General features: G+C 63.1%; 4 protein-coding genes. All 4 read right to left on the minus strand.

Features of this window, described 5'->3' with window-relative positions:
* Window positions 1-384 precede the first annotated feature (384 nt).
* Entirely contained in the window at window positions 385-1,341 is a 957-nt protein-coding gene (locus tag ACP7EE_RS12480) for an alpha/beta hydrolase (RefSeq protein WP_426234750.1), read from the minus strand.
* Window positions 1,342-1,414: 73 nt separating this feature from the next.
* Window positions 1,415-13,741 (minus strand): non-ribosomal peptide synthase/polyketide synthase, encoded by a 12,327-nt coding sequence (locus ACP7EE_RS12485; protein ID WP_426234751.1) that lies wholly within the window; start codon window positions 13,739-13,741, stop codon window positions 1,415-1,417.
* A gap of 13 nt (window positions 13,742-13,754) precedes the next feature.
* On the minus strand, window positions 13,755-21,593 hold the full coding sequence (locus tag ACP7EE_RS12490) for an amino acid adenylation domain-containing protein (protein WP_426234752.1): 7,839 nt from the start codon (window positions 21,591-21,593) through the stop codon (window positions 13,755-13,757).
* On the minus strand, window positions 21,590-24,991 hold the full coding sequence (locus ACP7EE_RS12495; protein WP_426234753.1) for an amino acid adenylation domain-containing protein: 3,402 nt from the start codon (window positions 24,989-24,991) through the stop codon (window positions 21,590-21,592). The genes ACP7EE_RS12490 and ACP7EE_RS12495 overlap by 4 nt, the downstream gene beginning before the upstream one ends.
* Window positions 24,992-25,134: the final 143 nt, after the last annotated feature.

Consider the following 25,134-nt stretch of genomic DNA (forward strand, 5'->3'; position numbering starts at 1 on the left):
TCATCGAGTGCTTGGCAGGCATATTCGTAGCCTACAGGTGCATGTTCCTTCCCTGATCAAGACTGACTTCCAGACATCGAAGTATGGAAGAGGAAGGAACGGATAACCTATATCGGCAGGCTGAGTGGAGGGATTGATCCGGGGGTGGGAGCGAAGCGACGTTTGGCGCAGCCAAACACATCGAGAGGAGGTGCAGCGCAGCAAACCGGAGGCGATGCCCCCGGAACAATCCCGGAGCGAAGGAACCCGAGCCACAGCGAGGGCCGAACGTCAGGGTAAAGCCTTTTGGGTTACCTTTTCGCTGGGCCGGCATCCCGGCGTCTGGAAAAGGTGACCCGCCGTCAGGGCGGAACCCTAAGCAGCCATCACCGCAGCAACGGATATTCACCCCAACGCCCGAGCCAATGCCCGACTCAAAGTCTCATGCACCTGCAACACCTCAGGCACAACCGAACCCAGGCGCAGCAAATCATGAGTCAACCCCGAACAATGTTCGAGCTCGACACTCACCCCATGCGCACGCAACTTGTCGACGTAAGCCTGCCCCTCATCCAGCAACGGATCGAACCCGGCCAACACCACGATAGCCGGCGCCACGCCGTGCAGATCCTCGGCGAGCAACGGCGAGAAACGCCAATCCAGATAGTCCTCGGGGCTGCGTGCGTAATGCTGATAGAACCAGTCCAGCGTATCGTTTTCGAGCAAATAGCCTTCGCTGAACAGTGCCCGCGAATCATGCGCGCGCGAGGCATCGGTGACCGGATAGCACAATAACTGGGCCTTCGGCGCGATGGCTACGGTGTGCGGTTGCACCACCGCTTGCAGCGCCAATACCGTGGCCAGCGTGGCACCGGCGCTGTCGCCGCCAAACGCCACGCGCCCGGTGTCCAGGCCCAGTGCAACAGCCTGCTCGGCCACCCACGACAGGGCGTCTTCGCCGTCTTCCAGTGCTGTCGGGAAACGCTGTTCCGGCGCCAGTCTGTAGCCGACCGAGAGCACCGCGCACGGCGTACGCCGGCAAAATTCGCGGCACACACCGTCATGGGAATCGAGGCTGCCAACCACAAATCCACCGCCGTGGAAATACACCAGCAGCGGCAGCGGCGCAGGCTCACCGTGCGGGCGGTATAAACGCAGAGCCAGCGGCGCACCGTCGCGCGCGGTGGCGCTGATGGATTGCACGTCGAGATCCTCGGGCGCACTCCAGCGCAACTGCGCGGTGGTCTGCTCGAAGGTCTCGCGTGCCTGCGTCGGGGTCATTTGGTGCATGGCCGGCAGGCCCGCGTCCTGGCTGTCTTGAGCGAGGTCGAGAAAGGCTTCCAGATCAGGGTGTAATGACATCGTCAGAATCCTTGTGTCAGCAAAAAGGGGGCGCCTCGGCAGCGCCCCCCGGAAATAACCAACTGCGCGGCGATCAGCCCACGCGCGCCATGCAGTGCTCGATCAATGCTTCGAGCTCACGCTGAAAGTCCTGCATCAGCGCATCCATGGTGCCGGCCCGGTAACGCTGGCTGCTGTAAATGCAGCGCAACGCCAATTGGCCGTCGTACACCTGTCCGACAATTTCCAGCCAGTTGCCCAGGTTGGCCTTGAGGCTGTAGTTGTCGCCAGTCTCCTCCAGCGCCGGCACCAACAGCGCCTGCTCGTCGAAGCTCTGGTCGAACTGCCCGAGGTAGTTGAAGGTCACCCGTGCCTGCGGAAGATCAGCCAGTTGCCTGGACACCCCGGCTCCCGCCAGATGCCGCAACACGCCGTAGCCAATACCTTTGTTCGGCACCGCCGCCAACTGCGCCTGGACGTTGACAATCGAACGACCGATGTCATCGCTGTCCGGGCTGAGCCGTACCGGGAACATGCTGGTAAACCAGCCGAGGCTGCGGCTCAGGTCGATGGACTCGAACAGGTCTTCGCGACCATGCCCTTCCAGCAGAATCAGCGCCGACGGTTGTTGACTCCAGCGGCACAGCGCGCGACTGAGCGCCGACAGCAGCAGGTCGTTGATTTGCGTTCGGTAGACCGCCGGTGCCTGCTTGAGCAACTGCTCGGTGTGTTCGCGCGACAGCTTGAGCCGCGCCTGCGCCTGCTGGCGCACCTGATTTTTGCCACGCAGGTTGTCGCAAGGCAGGTCGACGCCGGGTTGATCCAGTTGCTCCAGCCAGTACGCCAGTTCCTGCTCGGCGATCTGCGGTGCCTGAGCCTGCAACGCCTCGGCAAATGAACGATAACTGCTGCTGCGAATCGGCAACTGTGGTTGCAGACCTTGCACGCACGCTTCATAAGCGACTTTCAAATCATCCAGCAAAATCCGCCAGGACACCGTGTCGACCACCAGGTGATGGATAACCACCAACAGTCGCGCCTGACCGTCCGGCAGGGCTACGTGCATCACCCGCCACACAGGCCCGTCATCCAGTTTCAGACTGCGCTGGGCGAGGTTGGCCAGCGCTTCGACCTGCTCGCTGTTCTCGGCTTCTCGGCGCCAGAGCAACGCTTCTTCCTGCCCGGGGGCGGTGCAATAGCGTTGCAGCCAGCGCCCGCCTTCTTGCGTGAAACGCAGGCGCAAGGAATCGTGGTGTTTTTCGATCCAGCCCAACGCTTGCTCAAGCGCTTGCAGATCGAGCGGCTGCCGCGCACTGAGCAACAATGACTGGTTGTAGTGGTGGGCTTCGGCCATGCCCTCGGCAAAGAACCACTCCTGAATCGGCAACAGATTGAACAAACCTTCACTCGCTACTTGCGTGAGGTCCGCCTGCGGTTGCTCACTGCCCTCCTTCGCCACGCCCTGTTCGACGATGCCGGCGATGGTCTGATAACGCATCAGATCGCGCAGCTTCAAATCCATCTGTAACGTCGGATGGTTCCTGACGCGGGAAATCACCTGCAAACTGAGGATCGAGTCGCCGCCCAGCTCAAAGAAGTTGTCGCTGATGCCTACCTGTTCGACCTGCAGCACCTGAGCCCAGATCTCAGCCAGCAGCGCTTCCTGCTGGTTGCGTGGCGCAACGTATTCATCGCTGGTGAAGTCGGGTTCCGGCAGCGCCTTGCGGTCGAGTTTGCCGTTGGGCGTGACCGGGAAAGCACTCAGGCAGACAATCTGTGCCGGCACCATGTACTCGGGCAGCGTGGCGCGCAGCCCGGCCTTGAGTTCATCGCCGATGTCCTCACCGGTTGGCGTCACCACGTAACCGATCAGTTGTTTGCCGGAAGCATTGTCGCGGGCGATAACCAGTGCATCGCTGACCCCTTCCAGTTGACGCAGACTGGCTTCGACTTCACCGAGCTCGATGCGGAATCCGCGCACCTTGACCTGATGGTCGATGCGTCCCACGTAATCGACCACGCCGTCCTGACGCAGGCGCACCAGATCTCCGCTGCGATACAGCCGCTCGCCGGCCGCGAACGGGTTGGGCACGAAGCGCTCGCAGGTCAGATCCGGTCGGCCGTGGTAGCCACGGGCGACCCCATAACCACCGATGTACAACTCGCCGGCAAAACCTGGCGGCAGCGGGTTCAGATCCTCGTCCAGCACATACAGCGAACGCGCGCCGACCGCACGGCCGATCGGCGCATAAGCCGCCTCGCAGTGCTGGCTGACAGGCACTTTCCACAGCATCGGCGTGACCACGGTTTCGGTCGGGCCATAACCATTGGTGAAGTACTCGGGACGCAGCGCTGCCTTAACCTGTTCGAAGGTCTGATCCGGCACGGCGTCGCCGCCAAAGCAGTAAATGCGTACGGGCGGCGGCGCAATGCCGCTGGCCGCTGCGTATTCCGCCAGTTGTTTGAGATAGGCCGGCGGGAAGCAGGCAATCGTCACGCCGTATTCGTGGAGCGCCGCGTAAGTCTGCTCCGGCGTCCACAGACAGCCGTCGCGGATGACCAGCCGACCACCGCTGTAAAGCGTACTCAACCAGCGCTCATGCGCGCCGTCGAAAGCAAACGACATGAAGTGCAGTTCACAACTGCTGCTGTCCATTTCGTACAGTTCGGCGATGGCCTGACAATGCATGCTCAGCGGCCCCTGCGTAACCGCGACGCCCTTCGGCCGGCCGGTCGAACCGGAGGTATAAACCAGATACGCCAGGCTTTGTTCCTGTGCGCGGCAGATCGGCGCGTGATCGGCGTAAAGGTTTGCATCGAGGTGGTCGATTTCCAGCCGCAGCAGCCCTTCGGGGACCGGCAGCGTGGCACGCAGGCTGCTCTGGGTCAGCAGCAACGCCATGCGTGAATCCTCGATCATGAACGCCAGACGCTCAGGCGGATAATCGATGTCCAGCGGCACATACGCCGCACCGCTCTTGAGCACGGCAAGGAAGCTGACAACCATTTCCAGCGAACGCGGCAGCGCTACGCCGATCACCACTTCCGGCCCCGCACCGTGCTCGATCAGGCAATGTGCCAGGCGGTTGGCGCGTTGTTCGAGTTCGGCGTAACTAAGGCTCAGCCCGGCGCATTGCAGCGCAGTGGCGTGCGGCTGCTGTTGCGCATGACGGCTGATCAGTTCCGGCAACAGCGCCGCTTGATGCGTGTGCGCAGGCTCGGCGCTCCAGGACTGGGCCGCTTGCCATTGCTCGATGCTCAGGCGCTGCAAATTACCGAGGCGCTCGTACGGCGCCGCCATCATCGCGGCGAGGGTGTTTTCCATGGTCTGGCGAATGCCTTCCACGGCCTCGGCGCTGAAATGGCTGCGCAGGTACAAATACTCGATCGACAGCTCGTCGCCGAGCATTACCGCCAGGTCCATCGGCACGTTGGTGACGCCGTGACCAATGGATTTGCCGAAGGTCAGATCGGTGTCGTTTTCCTCCTGCAGACGATCATCGATCGGGAAGTTTTCGAACACGATGATGCTGTCGAACAACCCTTGGCCACCGAGATTCGACCAGCGCTGCACATCGGCCAGCGGCGCCTGGGAATAGTCACGGATGTCGAGGTTGTAAGCCTGCACCTCGTTCAGCCAGTCAGCCAGACGCTGATCCGCCTGCGGCGTCTGGATGATCGGCAAGGTATTGATGAACAGGCCGAGCATGTTACCGACATTCGCCAAACCTTCCGGGCGCCCGGAAACCGTGGCACCGAAGGTCACCGTGCGCTGGCCGGTATAGCGCTGCAACAACAGCAGCCACGCGCCCTGGATCAACGTGTTCGGGGTAATGCGCAGGTCGCGGCAGAACTGCAACAGCCGCGCAGTCTGCTGCTGATCCCAATTGGAGTAGATCGCATCGTGGCCGCTGACATCGGCGGCGTGGCGCGGATGCAGCGCCTGACTCAACGCGGTCGGTTCGCTGACTGGCGCCAGACGCGCTTTCCAGAACAGCTCCTGCGCGTCCTGATCCTGCGCCTGTAGCCAGGCGATGAAATCGCGATAACGCCCGTTCTCGCCGCTGACCGTGCCCGTCGAGTAGTGCTGCAACACTTCGCCGAACAACCGCGAGCTGCTCCAGCCATCCATCAGAATGTGATGGCTGGTCCAGATCATCTGGTATTGCTCGTCGCTCAGACGCAGCAGGGTGATCCGCTGCAAGCGCGCATCGGCCAGATCGAAGCCGAGGGCACGGTCATTGCTGGCGAATTCGGCGATCAGCTCTTCGCTGCTATCCCGTTCACGCCAGTCGAGCACCTCCATCTGCAAGGGGGCGTGGCGATGCACCACTTGCAACGGTTTGGCCAGACCGTCCTGCCAATGGAAACTGGTACGCAGAATCGCTTGACGGACAATGACGAATTCCCACGCCTGGCGGAAGCGCTCCACGTCCAGGCCCTTGATCGGCAGGCTGACCTGTTGCATGTAAAGACTGCTGCCATTATCCGACAGCGTATGGAACAGCATGCCTTCCTGCATCGGCGACAGCGGATAAACATCCTCGATCATGTCGGCCGGTACCGGCAACGCATCGAGTTGCGCCTGATCCAGTTGGGCCAACGGATAGTCTGCAGGAGCGTCGCTCGCAGAATCTGCATGATCGACCGATACCACAGCAGCGAGTTTTTGCACGGTCTGCTGCTGGAACAGATCTTTCGGGGTAAACCGAATCCCCTGCTGACGGCCACGGCTGACCAGTTGAATCGAGATGATCGAATCGCCGCCCAAAGCGAAGAAGTTGTCGGTCACGCCGACCCGTTCGATCTTCAGAATGTCCTGCCAGACCTTGGCAAGTTGCTGTTCCAGCGGCGTCGACGGCGCCACATATTCACGCTGCGACTGGCTGACGTCCGGTGCAGGCAAGGCTTTGCGGTCGAGTTTGCCGTTGGGGGTCAGTGGCAACTGTTCGAGGAACAGCCATTGCGCGGGCACCATGTAATCCGGCAAATGCGCTTTCAACGAGGTCTGCAACGCTTCGCTCAAGTCATCCAGTTCGACGAGGCTCAGGCTGCAGTCGCTTGGCACCACATACGCCACCAGTTGCTGACCACTGTGGCCATCCACCGCCAGCACCACGCCCTCGCGGACACTCTCCTGTGCCAGCAGGCGGGCTTCGATTTCACCCAGCTCGATCCGGAAGCCACGCACCTTGACCTGATGGTCGATCCGACCGACGTATTCGAGCCGGCCATCATCCAGCAAACGCGTGAGGTCGCCGGTGCGGTACATACGCTCGCCGGTCGTCGACAGCGGGTTGGGCACGAAGCGCTCGGCAGTCAGTCCCGGGCGCAATAAATAGCCGCGCGTGATGCCGTCGCCGGCCAGATACAGCTCGGCGGCGATCCCGATCGGGGCCGCCTGCAACTGGCCATCGAGCACGTAGGCGGCGGTGTTGACCAGCGGCCGGCCGATGTTCGCCTGACCCGCCGCTTCGCGGCGCGTCCAGGTCGAATACGTGGTGTCTTCGGATGGCCCGTACAGGTCGTAGACATGCTCGACCGAGGTCTCGCGGTACAGCGTGTCGACGAGGCTCTGCTTGAGTGGCTCACCGGCCAGGTTGATGATGCGCACGCCGTGCGGAATCTGCCCGCTGCGTTGCAACGCGGCAATGGCCGAGGGCACGGTGTTGATCAACCGCACCTGATCGCGCTCCGCAAGGTCCGGCAACTCCAGGGCATTGCGCGCCATGACGATCGATCCGCCGCGCGCGAGGGTGACGAAAACCTCCCACACCGACAGGTCGAAGCAGACCGACGTCGACGCCAGCACACCTTGCAGATCCGCCGCGCTGTAGACCTCGGCAGACCAATGAATCAGCGCCTGCACGTTACGGTGCGCAATGGCCACACCTTTGGGTTTGCCGGTGGAACCGGAGGTGTAAATCACGTAGGCGAGATTGGCCGAGTCGCCCTGCGCGTCGAGGTTGTCGAGTGCCGCGTCGGCAAACGCCTTACCGCCCGCCTCGACCAACACCACCTGCGCGTCGGTCTGCGGCAATTGCGCCAGCAGCGACTGCTGGGTCAGCAGGACTTTCGCCTGACTGTCCCCAAGCATGTAAGCCACACGGTCGGCCGGGTAGTCCGGATCCAGCGGCACATAGGTGCCGCCCGCCTTGAGCACCGCCATCAGGGCGATCACCAGTTCGGCCGAGCGCGGCATCGCCACGCCCACGCGCACCTCGGCACCGACCCCCAGCGCCAGCAGATGGCGGGCCAACTGATTCGCGCGCTGGTTGAGTTCGGCGTAGCTCAGGGTCGCGCCGCCATGACTCAGGGCCAGTGCCTGTGGACGGCTGGCCACCTGCGCTTCGAAGCTTTGATGAATCAGGCGCTCGACCGGGTAGGCGCCATGGTTGGCGTTCCACTGCGCCAGCGTCGCGTGCTCGGCGGCAGACAGCAACCCGACCTCGCCCAAGCGCTGTTGCGGCGCATCGAGGAATTGCTGCAGGACTTCTCGCAGATGCGTGGCCAGCCCGACAATGCTGCACTCGGCAAACTGCTCGGTCAGATAGTTGAAGTCCAGACTCAAGGTTTCGCCGGCACCGGCAATCAGCGTCAGGCCGTAGTTGGTTTGCTCACGGTGCTCCAGACCGCCGAAGCGCAAGCCGCCAGGATTGGCTTCGAGGGTTTCCGAGACCGGATAGTTTTCAAACACCAGCAACGTGTCGAACAGCGCTTCGCCGCTGAGCTCGGCCAGACGCTGAATGTCCTGCAATGGCGTTTGCTCGAAGTCGCGCAGCAGCAGGTTCTGCTCCTGCACGCTGCGCACCCAGTCACCCACGCTGACTGTTGGCTGCGGGCTGGCAATCACCGGCAAGGTATTGATGAACAGGCCCAGTTGCTGTTCGATTCCCGGCAGATCCACCGGGCGCCCCGAAACGGTTGCACCGAAGGCGACCGTGGCCTGGCCGGTGTAACGCTGCAGGATCAGCAACCATGCGGCCTGCACCACGCTGTTGAGCGTGACTTGCTGTTGCCGCGAAAAACCGTTGAGCCGAGCAGTAAATGCCGCGTCGAACGTCAGGCGATGCACGCCCTTGCCCGCGCCCGCCAGGGTTTTGCCGTGGCAGGCCGAGGCCAGTCGGGTGGGCTCGCTGAGTTGCGCCAGTTGCCCGCGCCAGAATGCTTGCGCGGCCGCTTTGTCCTGGCGTTGCAGCCAGGCGAGGAAATCCCGGTAACGCCCTTGAGCGCCCGGCACCGGGTGTCCGGCGTAGTCCTGCAACACCTCGCCGAACATCCGCGAGTTGCTCCAGCCATCCATCAGGATGTGATGGCAGGTGAAGATCAGCCGATGGCGCTCATCCGCCGTGCGCAGCAGGCACAGACGCAGCAACGGTGGATTCTGCAGGTCGAAGCCGCGCGCCAGATCGGCTTGGGCACGCGCCTCCATGGCCGCCGCCAGATCCGGCTCGCCACGCAGATCCACTTCGGGCATTTCCAGCGGCAACTGGCGATGGATCACTTGCAGCGGCGCGTCGAGGCCATCGCGGCCCCAGATGAAACCGGCGCGCAGCACTTCGTGGCGATCCACCACGCGTTGCCAGGCTTGCTGGAAGCGCGCAACGTCGAGGCCTTCGATGTCCAGCAGCATTTGATAGACATACGCGCTGGCATCGGCGTCGTACAGACTGTGGAACAGAATGCCCTGCTGCATCGGCGCCAGCGGATAGATGTCCTCGATCCGGTGAGCGGCCACCGGCAAATTGTCCAGATGGGTTTGCGACAACCCGGCCAGCGGCACGTCGGACGGCGTCAGGCCGCCGCTCGGATGGTTCAGACAATGCTCGACCAATTCGGCCAGCGCCACTTCATAGGCACGCGCCAGCGCCTGGATCGTCGCGTCTTCAAAAACATCGGCGCTGTAGGTCCAGGTCAGGCTCAATTGCCCTTGATAAACCCGGCCATCAATCGTCAGCCAGTTGGCCATCGGTGCCCGTTCATCCTGACCGGCGCCCTTGTCTTCGGTGGCCGGCACCCACAAGGCATCGGCATCGAAATTATTGTCGAACTGGCCGAGGTAGTTGAACGTCACCTTCGGCTGCGCGGCACCACGCAACGCCGCTTGTGCCTCGCTGCTGCCCAGATAGCGCAGCAAGCCGTAGCCGATGCCCTTGTTCGGGATCGCCCGCAATTGCTCCTTGATACCCTTGATCGAGGCTTCGAAACCGGCGGCAGGCGTCAGGCGTACCGGAAACATGCTGGTAAACCAACCCACGGTGCGGCTCAGGTCGAGCTCATCGAACAGATCCTCGCGCCCGTGACCTTCGAGTTGCACCAGAGCGCTGTCAGACGCGGTCCACTCACACAACACCCGCGCCAGCGCGGTCAGCAACAGATCGTTGACCTGGGTGCGATACACCGCCGGCGCCTGTTGCAGCAGTTGGCGGGTGCGTTCGGCATCCAGACGCGTATCGACGCTGCGTTCGAAGCGATTGCTCAACTGGCCTTGCGGGTTGTCGACCGGCAGTTCGACCTGAGCGCCGCGCAACTGCCCGTGCCAGTAATCGAGTTCGGACTCCAACTGCGCGCTGCGCGCATGCGCTTGCAAACGCGCGCCCCAATCCTTGAACGCGGTGGTCTTGGCCGGCAGGCGCGGTGGCTGGCCGCTGGTCAGTTGTTGATAAACGCGTTGCAGATCTTCGAGCACGATGCGCCACGACACACCGTCGACCACCAGGTGATGGATCACCAGCAACAGACGCTGGCTGGCATCCGGCAAGTCGACCAGCACGGCGCGGATCAGCGGGCCGTTGGCCAGATCGAGGCTGCGTTGCAGTTCCTGACACAGCGCCGGCAACTCGGTGCTGTCTTGCAGAGTAACGCTGCGCAACAGCGTCTGGCTGTGCTCCAGCGCGGCATGCGCCTGTTGCCAGCCACCCGCGGTTTCGCGATAGCGCAGGCGCAAAGCGTCATGGTGACTTAGCAGATATTGCAGCGCCTGCTCCAGCGGTTCCGCCGCCAGCGGTGTGGCCGGGGTCAGCAGAATCGACTGGTTCCAGTGATGACGCGCGGGGATATCGCTGTGGAAAAAATACTGCTGGATCGGGGTCAGCACGGCGTCGCCGAACACCTCGCCCTGAGTTGCCAGCACCACGTCGCTCTGTTGCGCAACCGTGGCCAGGCGCTGCACGGTCTGATGCTGGAAGATGTCTTTGGGAGTAATGCGGATGCCTGCCTGACGGGCACGGCTGACCACTTGAATCGAAATGATCGAGTCACCGCCCAGCTCGAAGAAGTTGTCATTGAGGCCGACCCGCTCGACCTTCAACACGTCCTGCCAGAGCGCCGCCAGACGCTGTTCCAGCTCGTTGCGCGGTGCCGCATAGACTTCCTGCACCTGCGCGATTTCCGGATGCGGCAGTTGTTTGCGGTCCAGTTTGCCGTTGGCCGTCAGGGGCAGGCGCTCAAGGAATGCCCAACTGACCGGAACCATGTAATCCGGCAGAGTTTCGCGCAAATGCGCCTTGATCGAATCACGCAGTGCGCCCTGCCCTTCGGCTTCCAGCACCTCGCTCGCGACGATCCAGGTTGCCAGTTGCTGACCGCTGATACCGTCGACCGCCAGCACCACGGCTTCACGTACATCCGGGTGCTTGAGCAGTTGCGCCTCGATTTCCCCCAGTTCGATACGGAAACCGCGGATCTTCACTTGATGGTCGATCCGGCCGATGTACTCGATCACCCCGTCGCCACGCAGCCGCGCCAGGTCGCCGGTGCGGTACAGACGCTCGCCAGGCCGCGCGTTGAACGGATCGGGAACGAAGCGCGTAGCGCTCAAGCCGGCTTGATTCAGATAGCCCCGGGCGAGGCCGGCGCCGGCTATGTACAACTCGCCGATGCAGCCCTGCGGCACCAGATTCAGCGTGCTGTCGAGCAAGTACCACGACAGGTCGACAATCGGCTCACCGATCGGGCTGCTATGACTTTGCTCAAGGTCAGCCATGGACAGCGGACGATATGTCACGTGCACCGTGGTTTCAGTGATGCCGTACATGTTCACCAGCGTCGGAGCCCGGTCGCCGAAACGCTCGAACCACGGACGCAGGTTCTGCACTTCCAGCGCTTCGCCACCGAACACCACATAACGCAGCGCGTTGGCGCGCGACGATTCGCTGGCCACTTGCATCAAAGGCTTGAACGCGGAAGGCGTCTGATTCAGGACCGTGACGTTTTCATCGCACAGCAAATTGTAGAAATCGTCCGGGTTGCGGCTGACGTCGTGGGGCACGACAACCAGTTTGCCGCCGTACAGCAGCGCGCCAAAAATCTCCCACACCGAGAAATCGAAAGCGTAGGAATGGAACAGCGTCCAGCTGTCCTGCGGCCCGAAGCCGAACCAATGTTCGGTCGCGCTGAACAGTCGGATAACGTTGCTGTGCGGCAGCAGCGCACCTTTGGGTTTGCCGGTCGAACCCGAGGTGTAGATCACGTAGGCGAGGTTGTCAGGCGTGGTCAGGCAGACCGGGTTGGCGTTACTGCCCTGCTCCCCTGGCTGGCTCAGATCGACACAGGCCAGGCCCGGCGGCACCGGCAGTTGCGCCAACAGATGCCCTTGGGTCAACAACAATTCGATGCCGCTGTCTTCGATCATGAAGCGCAAACGGTCATCGGGATAACCCGGATCCAGCGGCACATACGCGCCACCCGCTTTGAGCACCGCAACAATCGCGATGATCATTTCCAGTGAGCGTTCGACGGCCACGCCGACCCGCACATCCGGGCCGACGCCGCGCGCGATCAACATATGTGCCCACTGGTTGGCCCGCCGATTCAGCTCGGCGTAGCTCAAGCACTGGCCGGCGAATGTCACCGCAGTCGCTTCGGGATGGCGTTCAGCCTGGGCTTCGATGACCTGTTGCAGGCACTGCTCGACGGGGTGCTCGACCCGCGTCGGATTCCACTGGCGCAGCAGCTGTTGCTGACCTGCCTCATTGATGATCGGCAACTGGCCGATGCGCGCTGTCGGCTGCTCGACAATCGCCTGCAACAACGCGACCCAGTGCTGCGCCAGGCGCTCGATGGTCGACGCGTCAAACAGATCGGTGGCGTACTTGAGCACGGCTTCGATGCCGTGCGCCTGTTCGGTGGTGTTGAGGGTCAGATCGAACTGCGCAGTCTGGCTTTGCCATTCCAGCGGCTCGATGCTCAGCCCGTTCAGGCGCGTCTCGACACTGCTGCGACGCTCCGCCTGATGATTGAACATGACCTGAAACAACGGGCTGTGGCTCAGGCTGCGGCCTGGCTCGAGTGCTTCGACCAGTTGCTCGAAAGGCAAGTCCTGATGCGCCTGAGCCTCTTGCGCGGCCTGCTTGACCTGACGCAGCAGATCGACAAACGGCGTCTGGCCGTCGACATCAGCCTTGAGCACCTGCGTGTTGACGAAGAAGCCGATCAAGCGCTCGATTTCCACCCGGCCACGGTTGGCCACCGGAACACCGACGCGGATGTCCGACTGACCGCTGTAACGGTGCAGCAGGGCCTGGAACGATGCCAGCAGCAACACGAACAGGGTGACGTTTTGCTGACGAGCAAACGCCTTCAAAGCGTTGCTCAGTTGCGCATCGAGAATCAGATTATGGCTGGCACCGGCGAAGCTCTGCTCGACGCTGCGCGGACGATCGAGCGGCAGTTCCAGCACTGGCTGTTCACCGCCGAGTTTGTCCTGCCAATAGGCCAGTTGCCGCGCTTGTTCGCCGGCCTCCATCCACTGGCGCTGCCACAGCGCATAGTCGGCATATTGAATCGGCAGCGCCGGCAGACCGGCGTCGTGGCCAAGGCTGAAACCGGCGTACAGCTGCACCAGTTCTTCGATCATCACCTGCAGCGACCAACCGTCAGAGACGATGTGGTGCAGGGTCAGGACCAGCACATGATCATTGGCGTTGACCTGCAGCAGTGCCGCGCGCAACAGCGGGCCGTGCTGCAGATCGAAAGTTTGCTGGCTCTGGGTCTGCACGAACGCCTGGATCGAGGCATCCGCATCATTCGCCAGCTGAGGATTCAGTTGATGGATATCGAGGGCAAACGATCCTGCGGGCAGGATCGTTTGCAGAGGTTGCTCGGTTTCTTGAGAAAACACCGTGCGCAAGGTTTCGTGACGGGCGATCAGCGCTTCGATACTGCGCTCCAGCGCATTCACGTCCAGCGGGCCCTGCAAACGCAGGGCCGTCGGAATGTTGTAGGCCGCGCTGTGCGGCGCCCATTGCCAGAGGAACCACTGGCGCTGCTGGGCGTAGGACAGCAGCAACGGCTCTTCAGCCGTGCGCTTGAAAACCGGGGCAATGTCAAAGAGGTTGACGCCTTTCTGCTTGAGCAGAACCGCCAGAGCCTTTCTTTGCTTAGCCGAAAGTTGTCCTACCGACTCGATTAACTCTTGCACGCGTTTTTCCCTCTCAAGAAATCAGTTTTTCCAGATCATCGAGGGATAGACGTTTGAGGGCCTCCAGGGATTTAGCCAATTCATCCTGAACGGGCGACATTTCGACGCGCAAGGCTTCGATCCGTTTGCAAAACGCTTGCAGGGTGTCGGCTTCGAACAGTTCCTTGAGCGGCACCTTGTCGCCCAGACGCTCCTTGATCCGCGTGACCACCAGCGTGGCCAGCAACGAGTGCCCGCCGAGCTGGAAGAAGTTGTCCGCCAGCCCCACGCGCTCGACCTCGAGCACTTCCTGCCAGACCGTCGCCACCTCCCACTGCAAGTCGGTCTGCGGCGCCTCGTACTGCTGCGTTGCTGGACTCTCGCCCAAGGCCATCAGCGCCTTGCGATCAAGCTTGCCGTTCGGAGTCAGCGGCACCGCCTCGATCAGATGCAGATGGCCCGGCACCATGTGCGCCGGCAATCGGCTGGCCAACGCTGCACGCAGGCGTTCGGCCAATAACACGCGATCACTCACCGGCTGCGCCGCCACGACGTAGCCATGCAGGTGTTTGCCTGCCGCGCCATCCTGCGCCAGAACCACCGCTTCGCGAACCTCGTCCTGCTCCAGCAACCGCGCTTCGATTTCGCTGAGCTCGATGCGGAAACCACGGATCTTCACCTGATGATCGGCCCGCCCGATGTACTCGATATTGCCGTCACGGCTCTGGCGCACCAGATCGCCGCTGCGGTATAGCCGTTCACCGTTGCTGGCGTACGGATTGGGTACAAAGCGCTCGGCAGTCAACGCGGCTTGCAGCAGATAGCCGCGCGTCACGCCGGCACCGCCCAGGTAAAGTTCAGCGGCGGCACCGGCTGGCAGCACTTGCAACTGACTGTCGAGCAGGTAAGCCACGGTGTTGTCCAGCGGTCGGCCAATGTTCGCCTGACCCTGCGCGGTACGCAGGGTAAAGGTCGAATACGTGGTGTCTTCCGATGGGCCGTACAGGTCGTAGACTTGCTGCACCGAGGTCGTCGCGTACAGCGTGTCCACCAGACTCTGCTTCAACGGTTCACCGGCAAGGTTGATCGTGGCCACCGAAGTCGGGATCTGCCCGGCCCGTTGCAACGCGGCAATCGCCGACGGCACCGTATTGATCAGCGTGACCCGCTCGCGCGCCGGCAGATCGGCCAGCGCGAGGGCGTTGTCGGCCAGCACCATGCAGCCACCGCAAGCCAGGGTGACGAAGATCTCCCAGACCGAAAGGTCGAAGCAGATCGAGGTCGAAGCCAGAACGCCGCGCAGTTGCTCGGCGCGGTACTGGCCAGCTGACCACTGAATCAGCGCCGAGAGGTTGGCGTGGCTGATCGCTACGCCCTTGGGCTTGCCGGTGGAACCCGAGGTGTAAATCACATACGCCAGATTCTGACCGCTGATACTTGCCACCGGCGCTGTCGACGGATACCCGGCCAGCCACTGCGCGCCCTCCTCGACCAACAGCACTTGAGCCTTCAGCCCCGACGGCAACATCGCCTGCGCGGCTGGCTCGGTCAGCAGCACGGCGGCGCGGCTGTCCTCAAGCATGTGCAACAAACGCTCCTGTGGATAATCCGGGTCGAGTGGCACGTAGGCACCGCCGGCCTTGAGAATCGCCAGCAGGCCGACCAGCATGTCCGGCGTGCGACGCATGCACACGCCGACCCGCACTTCCGGGCCGACACCCAGCGCTTGCAGCTTGTGCGCCAGTCGATTGGCTTGCAGATCGAGGCTGCGGTAGTCGATCTGCTGTTCGCCGAAAACAATGGCCGTAGCGTCCGCCTGCTGCTGCACCTGCGCCGCGATGTGTTCCAGCACGGTGCGCGAATCCGCCGCGCTGACCGGCGCCTGGCCCCAGTTGATCGCTTGCTGACGCTGCGGCTCTGCCAACAGTTGCAACGCACCCAACGGTTGCGTGGCATCGTCGAGGAACTGGACCAGCAGACCTTCAAGCTGCTGACTCAGACCAACGATGGTCGGTGCGTCGAAACAGCTTTGATCGTAACTGACCCCAAGGCTCAGCTCGCGACCGGTGACCGCCACCAGCGTCAGCGGGTAGTTGGTCTGCTCCTGACGGCGAATATCCGAGAACACCAGACCGGTGGCCGGCCCTTGCTCCAGCGCTTCGGCCATCGGGTAGTTTTCGAACACCAGAATGCTGTCGAACAACGCGCCCGCACCCAGCCCGCCCCAACGCTGAATATCGTACAGCGGCGTGTGCTCGTGCTCGCGCAGTGCCAGATTGAGACCCTGCACCTGTTGCAACCAGTGCTCGACCGCAAGCTCGGCGGACGGCGCCGCGACCACCGGCAAGGTGTTGATGAACAGGCCGATCTGCTGCTCCACGCCAGGCAAATCGGTCGGCCGGCCGGCGACGGTCGCGCCGAACGCCACGCAGTCCTGACCGGTGTAACGCTGCAACAGCACCAGCCACGCCGCTTGCACCAACGTGTTGAGCGTGACTTTCTGCTCGCGGGCGAAACGGTTCAACTCAGACGTCAGCGCTGCGCTAAACACGTGCTGGTGATCGGCATAACCGCTTGCGCCGCCGACCTGCATCGGCAAGGCACTGGCCAGGCGCGTCGGTTCTTCGAGATCAATCAGTGCCTGGGTCCAGAACTGCCGACTGGCTGCCTGATCGCGCTGACCGAGCCATTCAATGTAATCGCGATAACGTCCCTGAGCGGTGGCCGGCGTGATACCGGCATAGCGTTGCAGGACTTCGCCGAACAACTGCGAAGTACTCCAGCCATCCATAAGAATGTGGTGACAGGTGTAGATCAGGTGATAACCGACGTCATCGCTACGCACCAGCGACACCCGCAACAGCGGCGCGCCGGTCAAGTCAAAGCCGTTGGCCAGATCGTCATTGGCCAGCTGTGTCAGCGCCGTATCGAGATCGCTGCGGCCGCGCCAGTCGTGGACACTCCACGGCATCTGCACGGTGTTGCGCACCACTTGCACTGGCGCCGCCGCATCGCTCGGCCAGACAAACGCGGTGCGCAAAATGTCATGGGCTTCGAGCGTCTGCTGCCAGGCCTGACGGAAGCGCTCAGGCTGCAAATGCTGCACATCGACGCGCAATTGATTGGTGTACGCCGGGCTGTCGGGGTCGTTGAGGCTGTGGAACAAGATGCCTTGCTGCATCGGCGACAATGGGTACACGTCAGTGATGTCGCGTGCCGCTATCGGCAGTGCCGAAAGCTGCGCCTGAGTCAGGCTCACCAGATTGAAATCGGACGGCGTGACAGCCGCTTCGCCACTGTCGCAGCAATGCTCGATCAGACGTTCCAGTTCAGCGCGATAAGCATCGGCCAGCGCCTGCACCGTGTCGGCGCGGTACATGCCCGCGCCGAACGTCCAGGTCAATTCCAGCTCGCCGCCGTACACCTGACCGTCAATGCTCAACCAGTTACCCAGCGGCGCCGCAGCATCCTGAGTATCCCCGGCGCTCTCGGCCGCCGGCACGAACAACGCACCGTCGGCCGCGCTGAATGCGCCGTCGAACTGCCCCAGATAGTTGAAGGTCACCCGTGGCGGCGCCAATTCGCGCAACTCTTCGGCGCCGGTCAGGTAGCGCAGCACGCCGTAACCAATGCCTTTGCCCGGCACGGCGCGCAGTTGCTCCTTGATCGCGCACAGCGAGGCGCCAGGCGCGGCCGCCGGCGTCAGACGCACCGGGAACAAGCTGCTGAACCAGCCCACCGTGCGGCTCAGATCGACGTCGTCGAACAGGTCTTCACGGCCATGCCCTTCGAGCTGGATCAGCACCGAAGGCTGCTGGCTCCAGTCGCACAGCACCCGCGCCAGCGCTGTCAGCAACAGGTCGTTGATCTGGGTGCGGTAAGCGGCCGGGGCGACTTTGAGCAACTTGTGCGTGCAGGCCTGACTCAAGCGCGAACTGACGCGGGCGGCGTGCGCGCGGGTTTGCAGGTCCACGGCGAAATCACGCGGCAACTCGGCGTGGTCCGCGCTCAGGGTTTGCAGCCAATACTCACGTTCGCCACCCGGCACATCACTCTGCCCGTAGCGGTGCAGGTGTTCGGCCCAGCTCTGCAGCGAACTGCTTTTGCCCGGCAAGGCAAGCGCCCTGCCCGCTGCGAGCGTGCGGTATGCCAGTTGCAAGTCTTCCAGCAGGATGCGCCAGGACACGCCGTCGACCACCAGATGATGAATGACCAGCAGCAAGCGCTGTTCGCCGTCCGGCAGCGTCGCCAGCACCGCGCGCAATAATCGGCCTTGTTGCAGATCAAGACTGCGCTGGGCTTCGTTGGCCAGCGCGCTCAGTTGGGCGCTGTCCTGAAGCTCGCGTACCCACAACAGCTCGGGGTCACGCTGACTCTCAAACGCAGCCTGCCAGCTCGCACCGGATAGCTGGAAGTTCAGGGACAACGCGTCGTGGTGTTCGATCACGGCCAACAGCGCCGCGTGCAAATGCCCGGCATCCAGCACGCTCTGCGGCTGCAACAGGACCGACTGGTTCCAGTGCTGACGCTGCGCAATCGGCGTTTCAAAAAAGCGTGCCTGAATCGGCAGCAACGGCAGATTGCCGCTGACTTTCTGCGCCACAGCAGCCGCCGACGGTTTGGCCTCAATCAACTTGGCGACTGCAGCCAATTGGCCGACGGTCTGTTTCTCGAACAATTGCTTGGGGCTGAGCTTGATGCCCTGGCGCTTGGCCCGGGCGATGATTTGCAGGCTCAGAATCGAATCGCCGCCGAGCTCGAAGAAGTTATCCGTGCTGCCCACGCGCTCAAGCTTGAGCACGTCGGCCCAGATCGCTGCGAGTTTTTCCTCCACCTCGCCGACCGGCGCCACGAAACGCTGGGTCACCACGCCCGGCACCGGCAAGGCGCGCTTGTCCAGCTTGCCGTTGGCGGTCAGCGGCAGTTGTTCGAGCAGCACGAGCTGCGCCGGCACCATGTAATCCGGCAGACAGGCTTGCAGTTGCTCGCGCAGGCTTTCGGCCTTGAGCGCCACACCCGGCGCCGGCACGATCCACGCCAGCAGTTGCAGACGCGCCGGATCGTCATCCAGTGGCAGCGCGAGCACTGCCGCTTCGCTGACGCCCTCCAGCCCGAGCAACACGCGCGCGACTTCCGCCGGCTCCACGCGATACCCGCGAACCTTGACCTGATCGTCGGCGCGGCCGATGAATTCCAGCGCCTGCTGGCGATTGCGCCGCACCCGATCACCGCTGCGATAGACCCGCGCACCGGCGCTACCGTAAGGGTCCGGCACGAAGCGCTCGGCGGTCAGGCCCGGCTGGCCCAGATAACCCAGCGCGACGCTGGCGCCGCCGATGTACAACTCGCCCGCGACCTGATCGGCCACGCTGTTCAGTACGTCGTCGAGCACATACACATGCGCCCCCGTCAATGGCGTGCCGACTGGCACACTGCGGGCATCCGCCGGCAACCCGCCGACGTCATGCGCCAGCACGCCGACCGTGGTTTCGCTCGGGCCGTAATGGTTGATGATCCGGCAACCCGGTTTCAGTTGCTGCACCCGCGCCACCAACGCTGGCGGACAGGCCTCGCCACCGACGATCAGTACCTGCCCGGGCAAAACATCGGCTGGCCGCGACGCCTGCAACAACGCCGCCAGATGCCCCGGAACAATTTTCAGCATGCCCACCCGATGCTCGGCCATGTACTCGGCAAAACGGTCCGGATCAAAACCCAGTTCCTCCGGCAACACGTGCAACAATCGACCGGAGCACAACGCCCCGAACAGCACGGTGAAGCCCAGATCCGCCGCGATGGTCGAGACCAGCGCCATGCTGGCGTCGGCTGCCGGTTCGAGACGTTCGAGCACCCCGCGCACATAACTGCCGAGCGCACCATGGCTGACCAGCACGCCCTTCGGTTGGCCGGTGGAACCGGAGGTATGAATCACATAAGCCGGCGACTGTGCCGACGCGCTCAAGTCAGGCGCAGATGACGGCTGCTGATGCCATTGCTGCGCATCGAACACCACGCCCTGACAATTGGCGACCGCCAGTTGCTCAACTCGCGCATCGCCCGCGGCGCAGAGCAATACGCCAGCCTTGGCGCTGGTCACCATCTGCTGCAAACGCGCGGTCGGTGCCTTGACGTCCAGCGGCATATACACCGCACCGGCCTTGAAGATCCCGAGTACGCACGTCAGCCAGTCCAGCGAGCGCTCCATCAGCACCGCCACCGGCTGACCGTCGCTGACACCCAGCGCCCGTAAATGCTGTGCGAGGCGATTGGCCGCCTGATCCAGCGCCTGAAAACTCACACTCGCGTTGAGGTCGCGGGCTGCCAATGCATCCGGTTGCCGCGCGACTTCACGCGCCCAGTGCTGCAATACCGACAATGCCGGCGCGCAAGGTGCGGCCAGTGCGCTCGGCACAACGGTGGCTACGCTGTGCAACGGAGCCTGCGGCGCTTTCAGCAGCTCACCCAGCAATTCGAGCAAGGCCGGAACAAAGCCCTCGACGGTCGAGTGCCGGTAGAGGTCGCTGGCGTAGGTCATCTGCCCGTGAATCAGCGCGCCGTCGTCGGTGATGTCGAGTGCCAGATCGAAATGCGTGCCGTCTTTGGCCAGCGGATATTCCGCCACGCTCAGGCCCGGCAGCGCCATCGCACGCTGCTTCTGCATGCCGACGTTCTGGTTGAACTTGGCCTGAAACAACGGGTTGTGCCCCAGCGTGCGCTCGGCCACCAACTCGTCCACCAGTTGCTCGAACGGCAGCTCCTGATGCGCCTGGGCGCCAAACGCGGCTTCACGCACTTTGGCCAGCAAATCCTCGAAGCTGCCGCGCTCATCCACCTCGCAGCGCAGCACTTGCGTGTTGACGAAGAAGCCGATCAGCCCCTCGACCTCGGCGCGCCCACGGTTGGCGTTGGGCACGCCGACACGAATGTCACGCTGCCCGGCCTGACGCGACAGGAACAGCGAGAACCCGGCCAGCACCAGCATGAACAGACTGATGCCCTGCGCGCGGGCGAACCCGTGGAGCTGGCGCGACAGTTCGGCACCGAAGTCGAAGCTCAGCGTCTGGCCTTCGAAGCTTTGCGTCAGTGGTCGGGTAAAGTCCGGCGCGACTTCCAGCAGCGGGTGTTCCTCGCCCAGTTGCTGACGCCAGTAATCCAGTTGACGCTCACCCTCGCCGGCCTCCAGCCAGCGTCGTTGCCAGATGGCGTAGTCGGCGTATTGCAAGGCCAGCGCGGGGAGTTGCGGCTCGCGCTCAAGACTGAAAGCCTGATAGCACTGCACGAATTCCTTGACCATCACGTCCATCGACCAGCCGTCGGAGACGATGTGATGCATGCTCACCACCAGCACGAATTCGTCGTCGGCCAGGCAAAACAGGCTGGCACGCAGCAACGGACCGTGGCGCAGATCGAACGGCTGCGCCGTGACTGCCTGCACCTGTTGCGCCAACACCGCTTCGCGATCCTCGGCAGCAACATCCGATAAATCGATCCGCGCCAGCGGTACGCTCTGTTGGTCAAGCAGCACCTGATGCGGCTGATCGCCGTCGGTATGGAACACTGTGCGCAGCACTTCATGACGCGCCACCAGATGATCGAACGAGCGGCTCAGCGCCGACTCATCCAGCCGCCCTTTCAAGCGCAGGCCGGCAGCCATGTTGTACGCCGCGTTTTGCGGCTCGAGCTGCCAGAGAAACAGCAGCCGCTGCTGAGCGAACGACAACGGGATCTGCGCGCAATCGTGACGACTGACCGGCAAAGGCAGCAGGCTGAAATCCTTGCCCTCTGCGCGCAGTCTGGCCAGAAACAGCCGACGCTGTTCAAGCGGCAAGCCGACGAATCTCTTAGCGATGCGCTCCGCCATAGTGCCGTTCATACTTCTTCTCCTTCCAAAGCATTCATGAACAGATCCATATCGGACCAGTCGTCATCCGTTGCATGTTCAGCCAACTGCGCCACCGCCTCGGCCAGATCGCCGAGCAGCGGTTTTTCAAACAGATTGCGCAGCGGCAACACCACGCCCAGTTGCACCTTGATCCGGCCGATCACCTGAGCCGCAAGCAGCGAGTGTCCGCCAAGCTCGAAAAAGTGGTCGTCCAGACCGACTCGCTCGACCTGCAACACATCCATCCAGATCTGCGCCACGCATTGCTCGACTGCCGATTGCGGGGCGCGGTAATCAACCTGCAATTGCGCTGCATCCGGCGCTGGCAAGGCCTTGCGATCGAGCTTGCCGCTCGGCGTCAGGGGTAATTGCGCCAACAGCAGCAAATGCCCCGGCACCATGTAGTCCGGCAGACTGACTTGCAGCGCCGTCCTCACTTGCTGGCGGAACGCAGCCTGGCTGGTACCGCTGGCGAGGATCGCTGGCTCGGCCACCAGATACCCCACCAATTGCACGCTGCCGTTGAGCGGCAAGGCCAGCACCACGGCTTCGCGGACGCCGGGGCACTGCTGCAGGCGCGCTTCGATCTCACCCAACTCAATGCGGAAACCGCGAATTTTCACCTGATGATCCACCCGCCCGATGTACTCCACCGCACCATCGGCGCGCACCCGCGCCCGGTCACCGGTGCGGTACAGACGCTCACCGTTGGCGAACGGGTCGGCTATGAAGCGTTCGGCGCTGAGCTGCGGTTGCCGGTGGTAACCGCGCGCCAGGCCCGGCCCGCCGATGTACAGCTCGCCCACCGCGCCTTGCGGCAGCAGGTTCAAGTGATCGTCCAGCACATACAGACGGCGCGCATCCAGACCATGGCCGATCGGAATACCGCGCCACGACACCGCTTGCGCGGTCAGTGCCGAACAATCGTGAATCGTCGACACGACCGTGGCCTCGGTTGGCCCATAGGTATTGAGCAGGCGCACATGACCGAGGCCGGCCAGTTGCCAGAGCCGCAGACCGTCGACCGCCATCGCCTCACCGCCGACATGAATCTGACGCAAGGCGCCGAAATCGGCCGGTGGGTTGGCGGCGTATTCCTGCACCAGCCAATACCAGTACGCGGCCGGCAAGTCGGCCAGAGTGATGCGCTGATCGATGATCACCTGATGCAGCGTCGCGCTGTCCCACAGCCGCGCGTCGCGCAGCACCACGCAGGCACCGTGGCACAGCGGCGGGAAGAACTGCTCGACGAAACCGTCGAAACTGCTGGTGGCGAACTGCAACACCCGATCACCTTCACGCAGATCGCTGTAGTCGATGGCGCGGGCGATGAATTCGCTCAGCGCGCCGTGACTGACCGCCACGCCTTTGGGGCGCCCGGTCGAGCCGGAGGTGTAGATCACATACGCGAGGTTCTGCGGCTCGACCAGGTCTGGCAGATTGTCCGTGGCCGCGCTCTCGGGCAGGCGATCCAGGCAGAGCGTCTGTACCCCTTCGAGCGTCGGCAGATCGGCAAGGGTTTGACTGTCGGTCAGCAGCAGCTTCAGGCCGCTGTCATCGAGCACATGACGCAGGCGCTCGCTCGGGGTTTGCGGGTCCAGCGGCACATAAGCGCCGCCGGCCTTGAGCACGGCGAGCAACGCCACAGCCAGTTCCAGCGAGCGCCCCAGCGCCACGCCGACCAGCACGTCCGGACCGACACCCTGGCCGCGCAGTTGATGGGCCAGACGATTGCTGCGGCGGTTCAGCTCGGCATACGTCAGCGCCGGTGACGGTTCACTCGCGAGGACCACCGCCGAGGCCTCGGGGGTGCGTGCCACCTGTGCTTCAAACAATGCCTGCACGCTGGCCAGTCGCGGCGCCGGCGCAGTGTTGTGGATCAACCCCTCACGCTCGGCGGCGTCCAGCATCGACACCTCGCCGATCAGCTGTTGCGGATCACGGCACACTGACGCCAGCACGTTGCGCCAGTGCCCGGCCAATGCGGCAATGGTTGATTCGTCGAAAATATCGGTGGCGTAGGTGAACGCGGCGAACAGCTGCTCGCCTTCCTCGCGGGTGTCGAGCATCAGGTCGCTGGTGGCTGCGTGCTGACGGCCACTGCCGGCCAATTGTTGCTCGGTCAGATAGCCGACCTGCAACCCTGATTCGAGCTGCGCCTGCTGCAGGTCGGTAACCAGCGGCTGATGATTGAACATCACCTGGAACAGCGGGTTATGGCTCTGGCTGCGGGCCGGTTGCAGTGCTTCGATCAAGGCGTCGAAGGGTAGATCCTGATGGGCCTGAGCGCCCAGCGCGGACTGGCGCAGGCTGTGCAACAGCTCGGTGAACGGTGTTTGCGCCGTGACTTCACTGCGCAGGATTTGCGTGTTGACGAAAAAGCCGATCAAGCCTTCGGTTTCACTGCGGGTGCGGTTGGCGATCAGGCCGCCGACGCGAATGTCGGTCTGGCCACTGTAGCGATGCAGCAAGGTCTTGAACGCGGCCAGCAGCACCACGAACAGGGTCACGCCCGAACGCTGCGCGAGGCTTTTTAGCGCCTGACGCAGATTGGCGTCGATCACTGTTTCCAGACGCGCGCCACGGTGGCTGGCCTGCGCCGGATAGGCGCGATCCGTGGGCAGCTCAAGCACTGGATGCTCTTCGCCCAACTGGCTGCGCCAGTAATCGAGCTGACGATCACGCTCGCCGGCTTCCAGCCAACTGCGCTGCCACAGCGCGTAATCACGATAATGCACGCTCAGCTCCGGCAATTGCGCCTGGCGCCCCGCGACCAGCGCATCGTAGGTGCGCATGAATTCATCTATGAGAATGTTCATCGACCAGCCGTCGGCAATGATGTGGTGCAACGTCAGCAGCAGCACATGCTCCTGATCCGCCAGCCGCAACAGCCGCAGGCTGAGCAACGGGCCGTGTTGCAGATCGAAGGCTTGCGTGGCCTCGGCCATCATGTGCTGTTGCGCGAGCGGCCAACGCTGATCTTCAGGCACAGCGCGCAGATCGGTCACGCTCAGCTGCAGTGGCGCAGGTTCGGCTACGCGCTGAAAGGCGCGCTCGCCGTCCTCACCGAATGTCGTGCGCAGGCACTCGTGCCGCGCCGCCAGCAGGCTGAACGCCTGCTCCAGCGCCTCGGGCTGCAACGGGCCATTCAGGCGCACCGCCATCGGCAGATTGTAGGCCGCGCTTTGCGGGTCCATTTGCCAGAGAAACCACATCCGCTGCTGTGCATACGACAGGCCATCACGCTCGGCGGACCCGACGCAGGCAGTCATGGGCAGTTGCGCAAAATTGATCCCTTCACGGGCCATGCCGGCGAGAAACAAACGGCGTTTGTCCTGCGGCAATTCGATAAAGCGACGGGCGAGTTTCTGTGCGTCTGCGGCATTCATGCATTGAGTCCTTGCTGATCGGCGGCGTGACCGGGAGACCCGGCCGTATCAACAAGAACGAATGACAAACCCGATGATTTAGCGGTGCCAGGCAATACCCGGCAGACGGCCGTCAGGTGCGCCGCACAAACGCCGAAGCCGGT

Source organism: Pseudomonas sp. TWP3-2 (assembly GCF_049897765.1).
GTDB lineage: Bacteria > Pseudomonadota > Gammaproteobacteria > Pseudomonadales > Pseudomonadaceae > Aquipseudomonas.

Coding starts and splice junctions, on each gene's coding strand:
- ACP7EE_RS12480 (WP_426234750.1), bottom strand. CDS start 1,341: ATGTCATTACACCCTGATCTGGAAGCCTTTCTCGACCTCGCTCAAGAC.
- ACP7EE_RS12490 (WP_426234752.1), bottom strand. CDS start 21,593: ATGAACGGCACTATGGCGGAGCGCATCGCTAAGAGATTCGTCGGCTTG.
- ACP7EE_RS12495 (WP_426234753.1), bottom strand. CDS start 24,991: ATGAATGCCGCAGACGCACAGAAACTCGCCCGTCGCTTTATCGAATTG.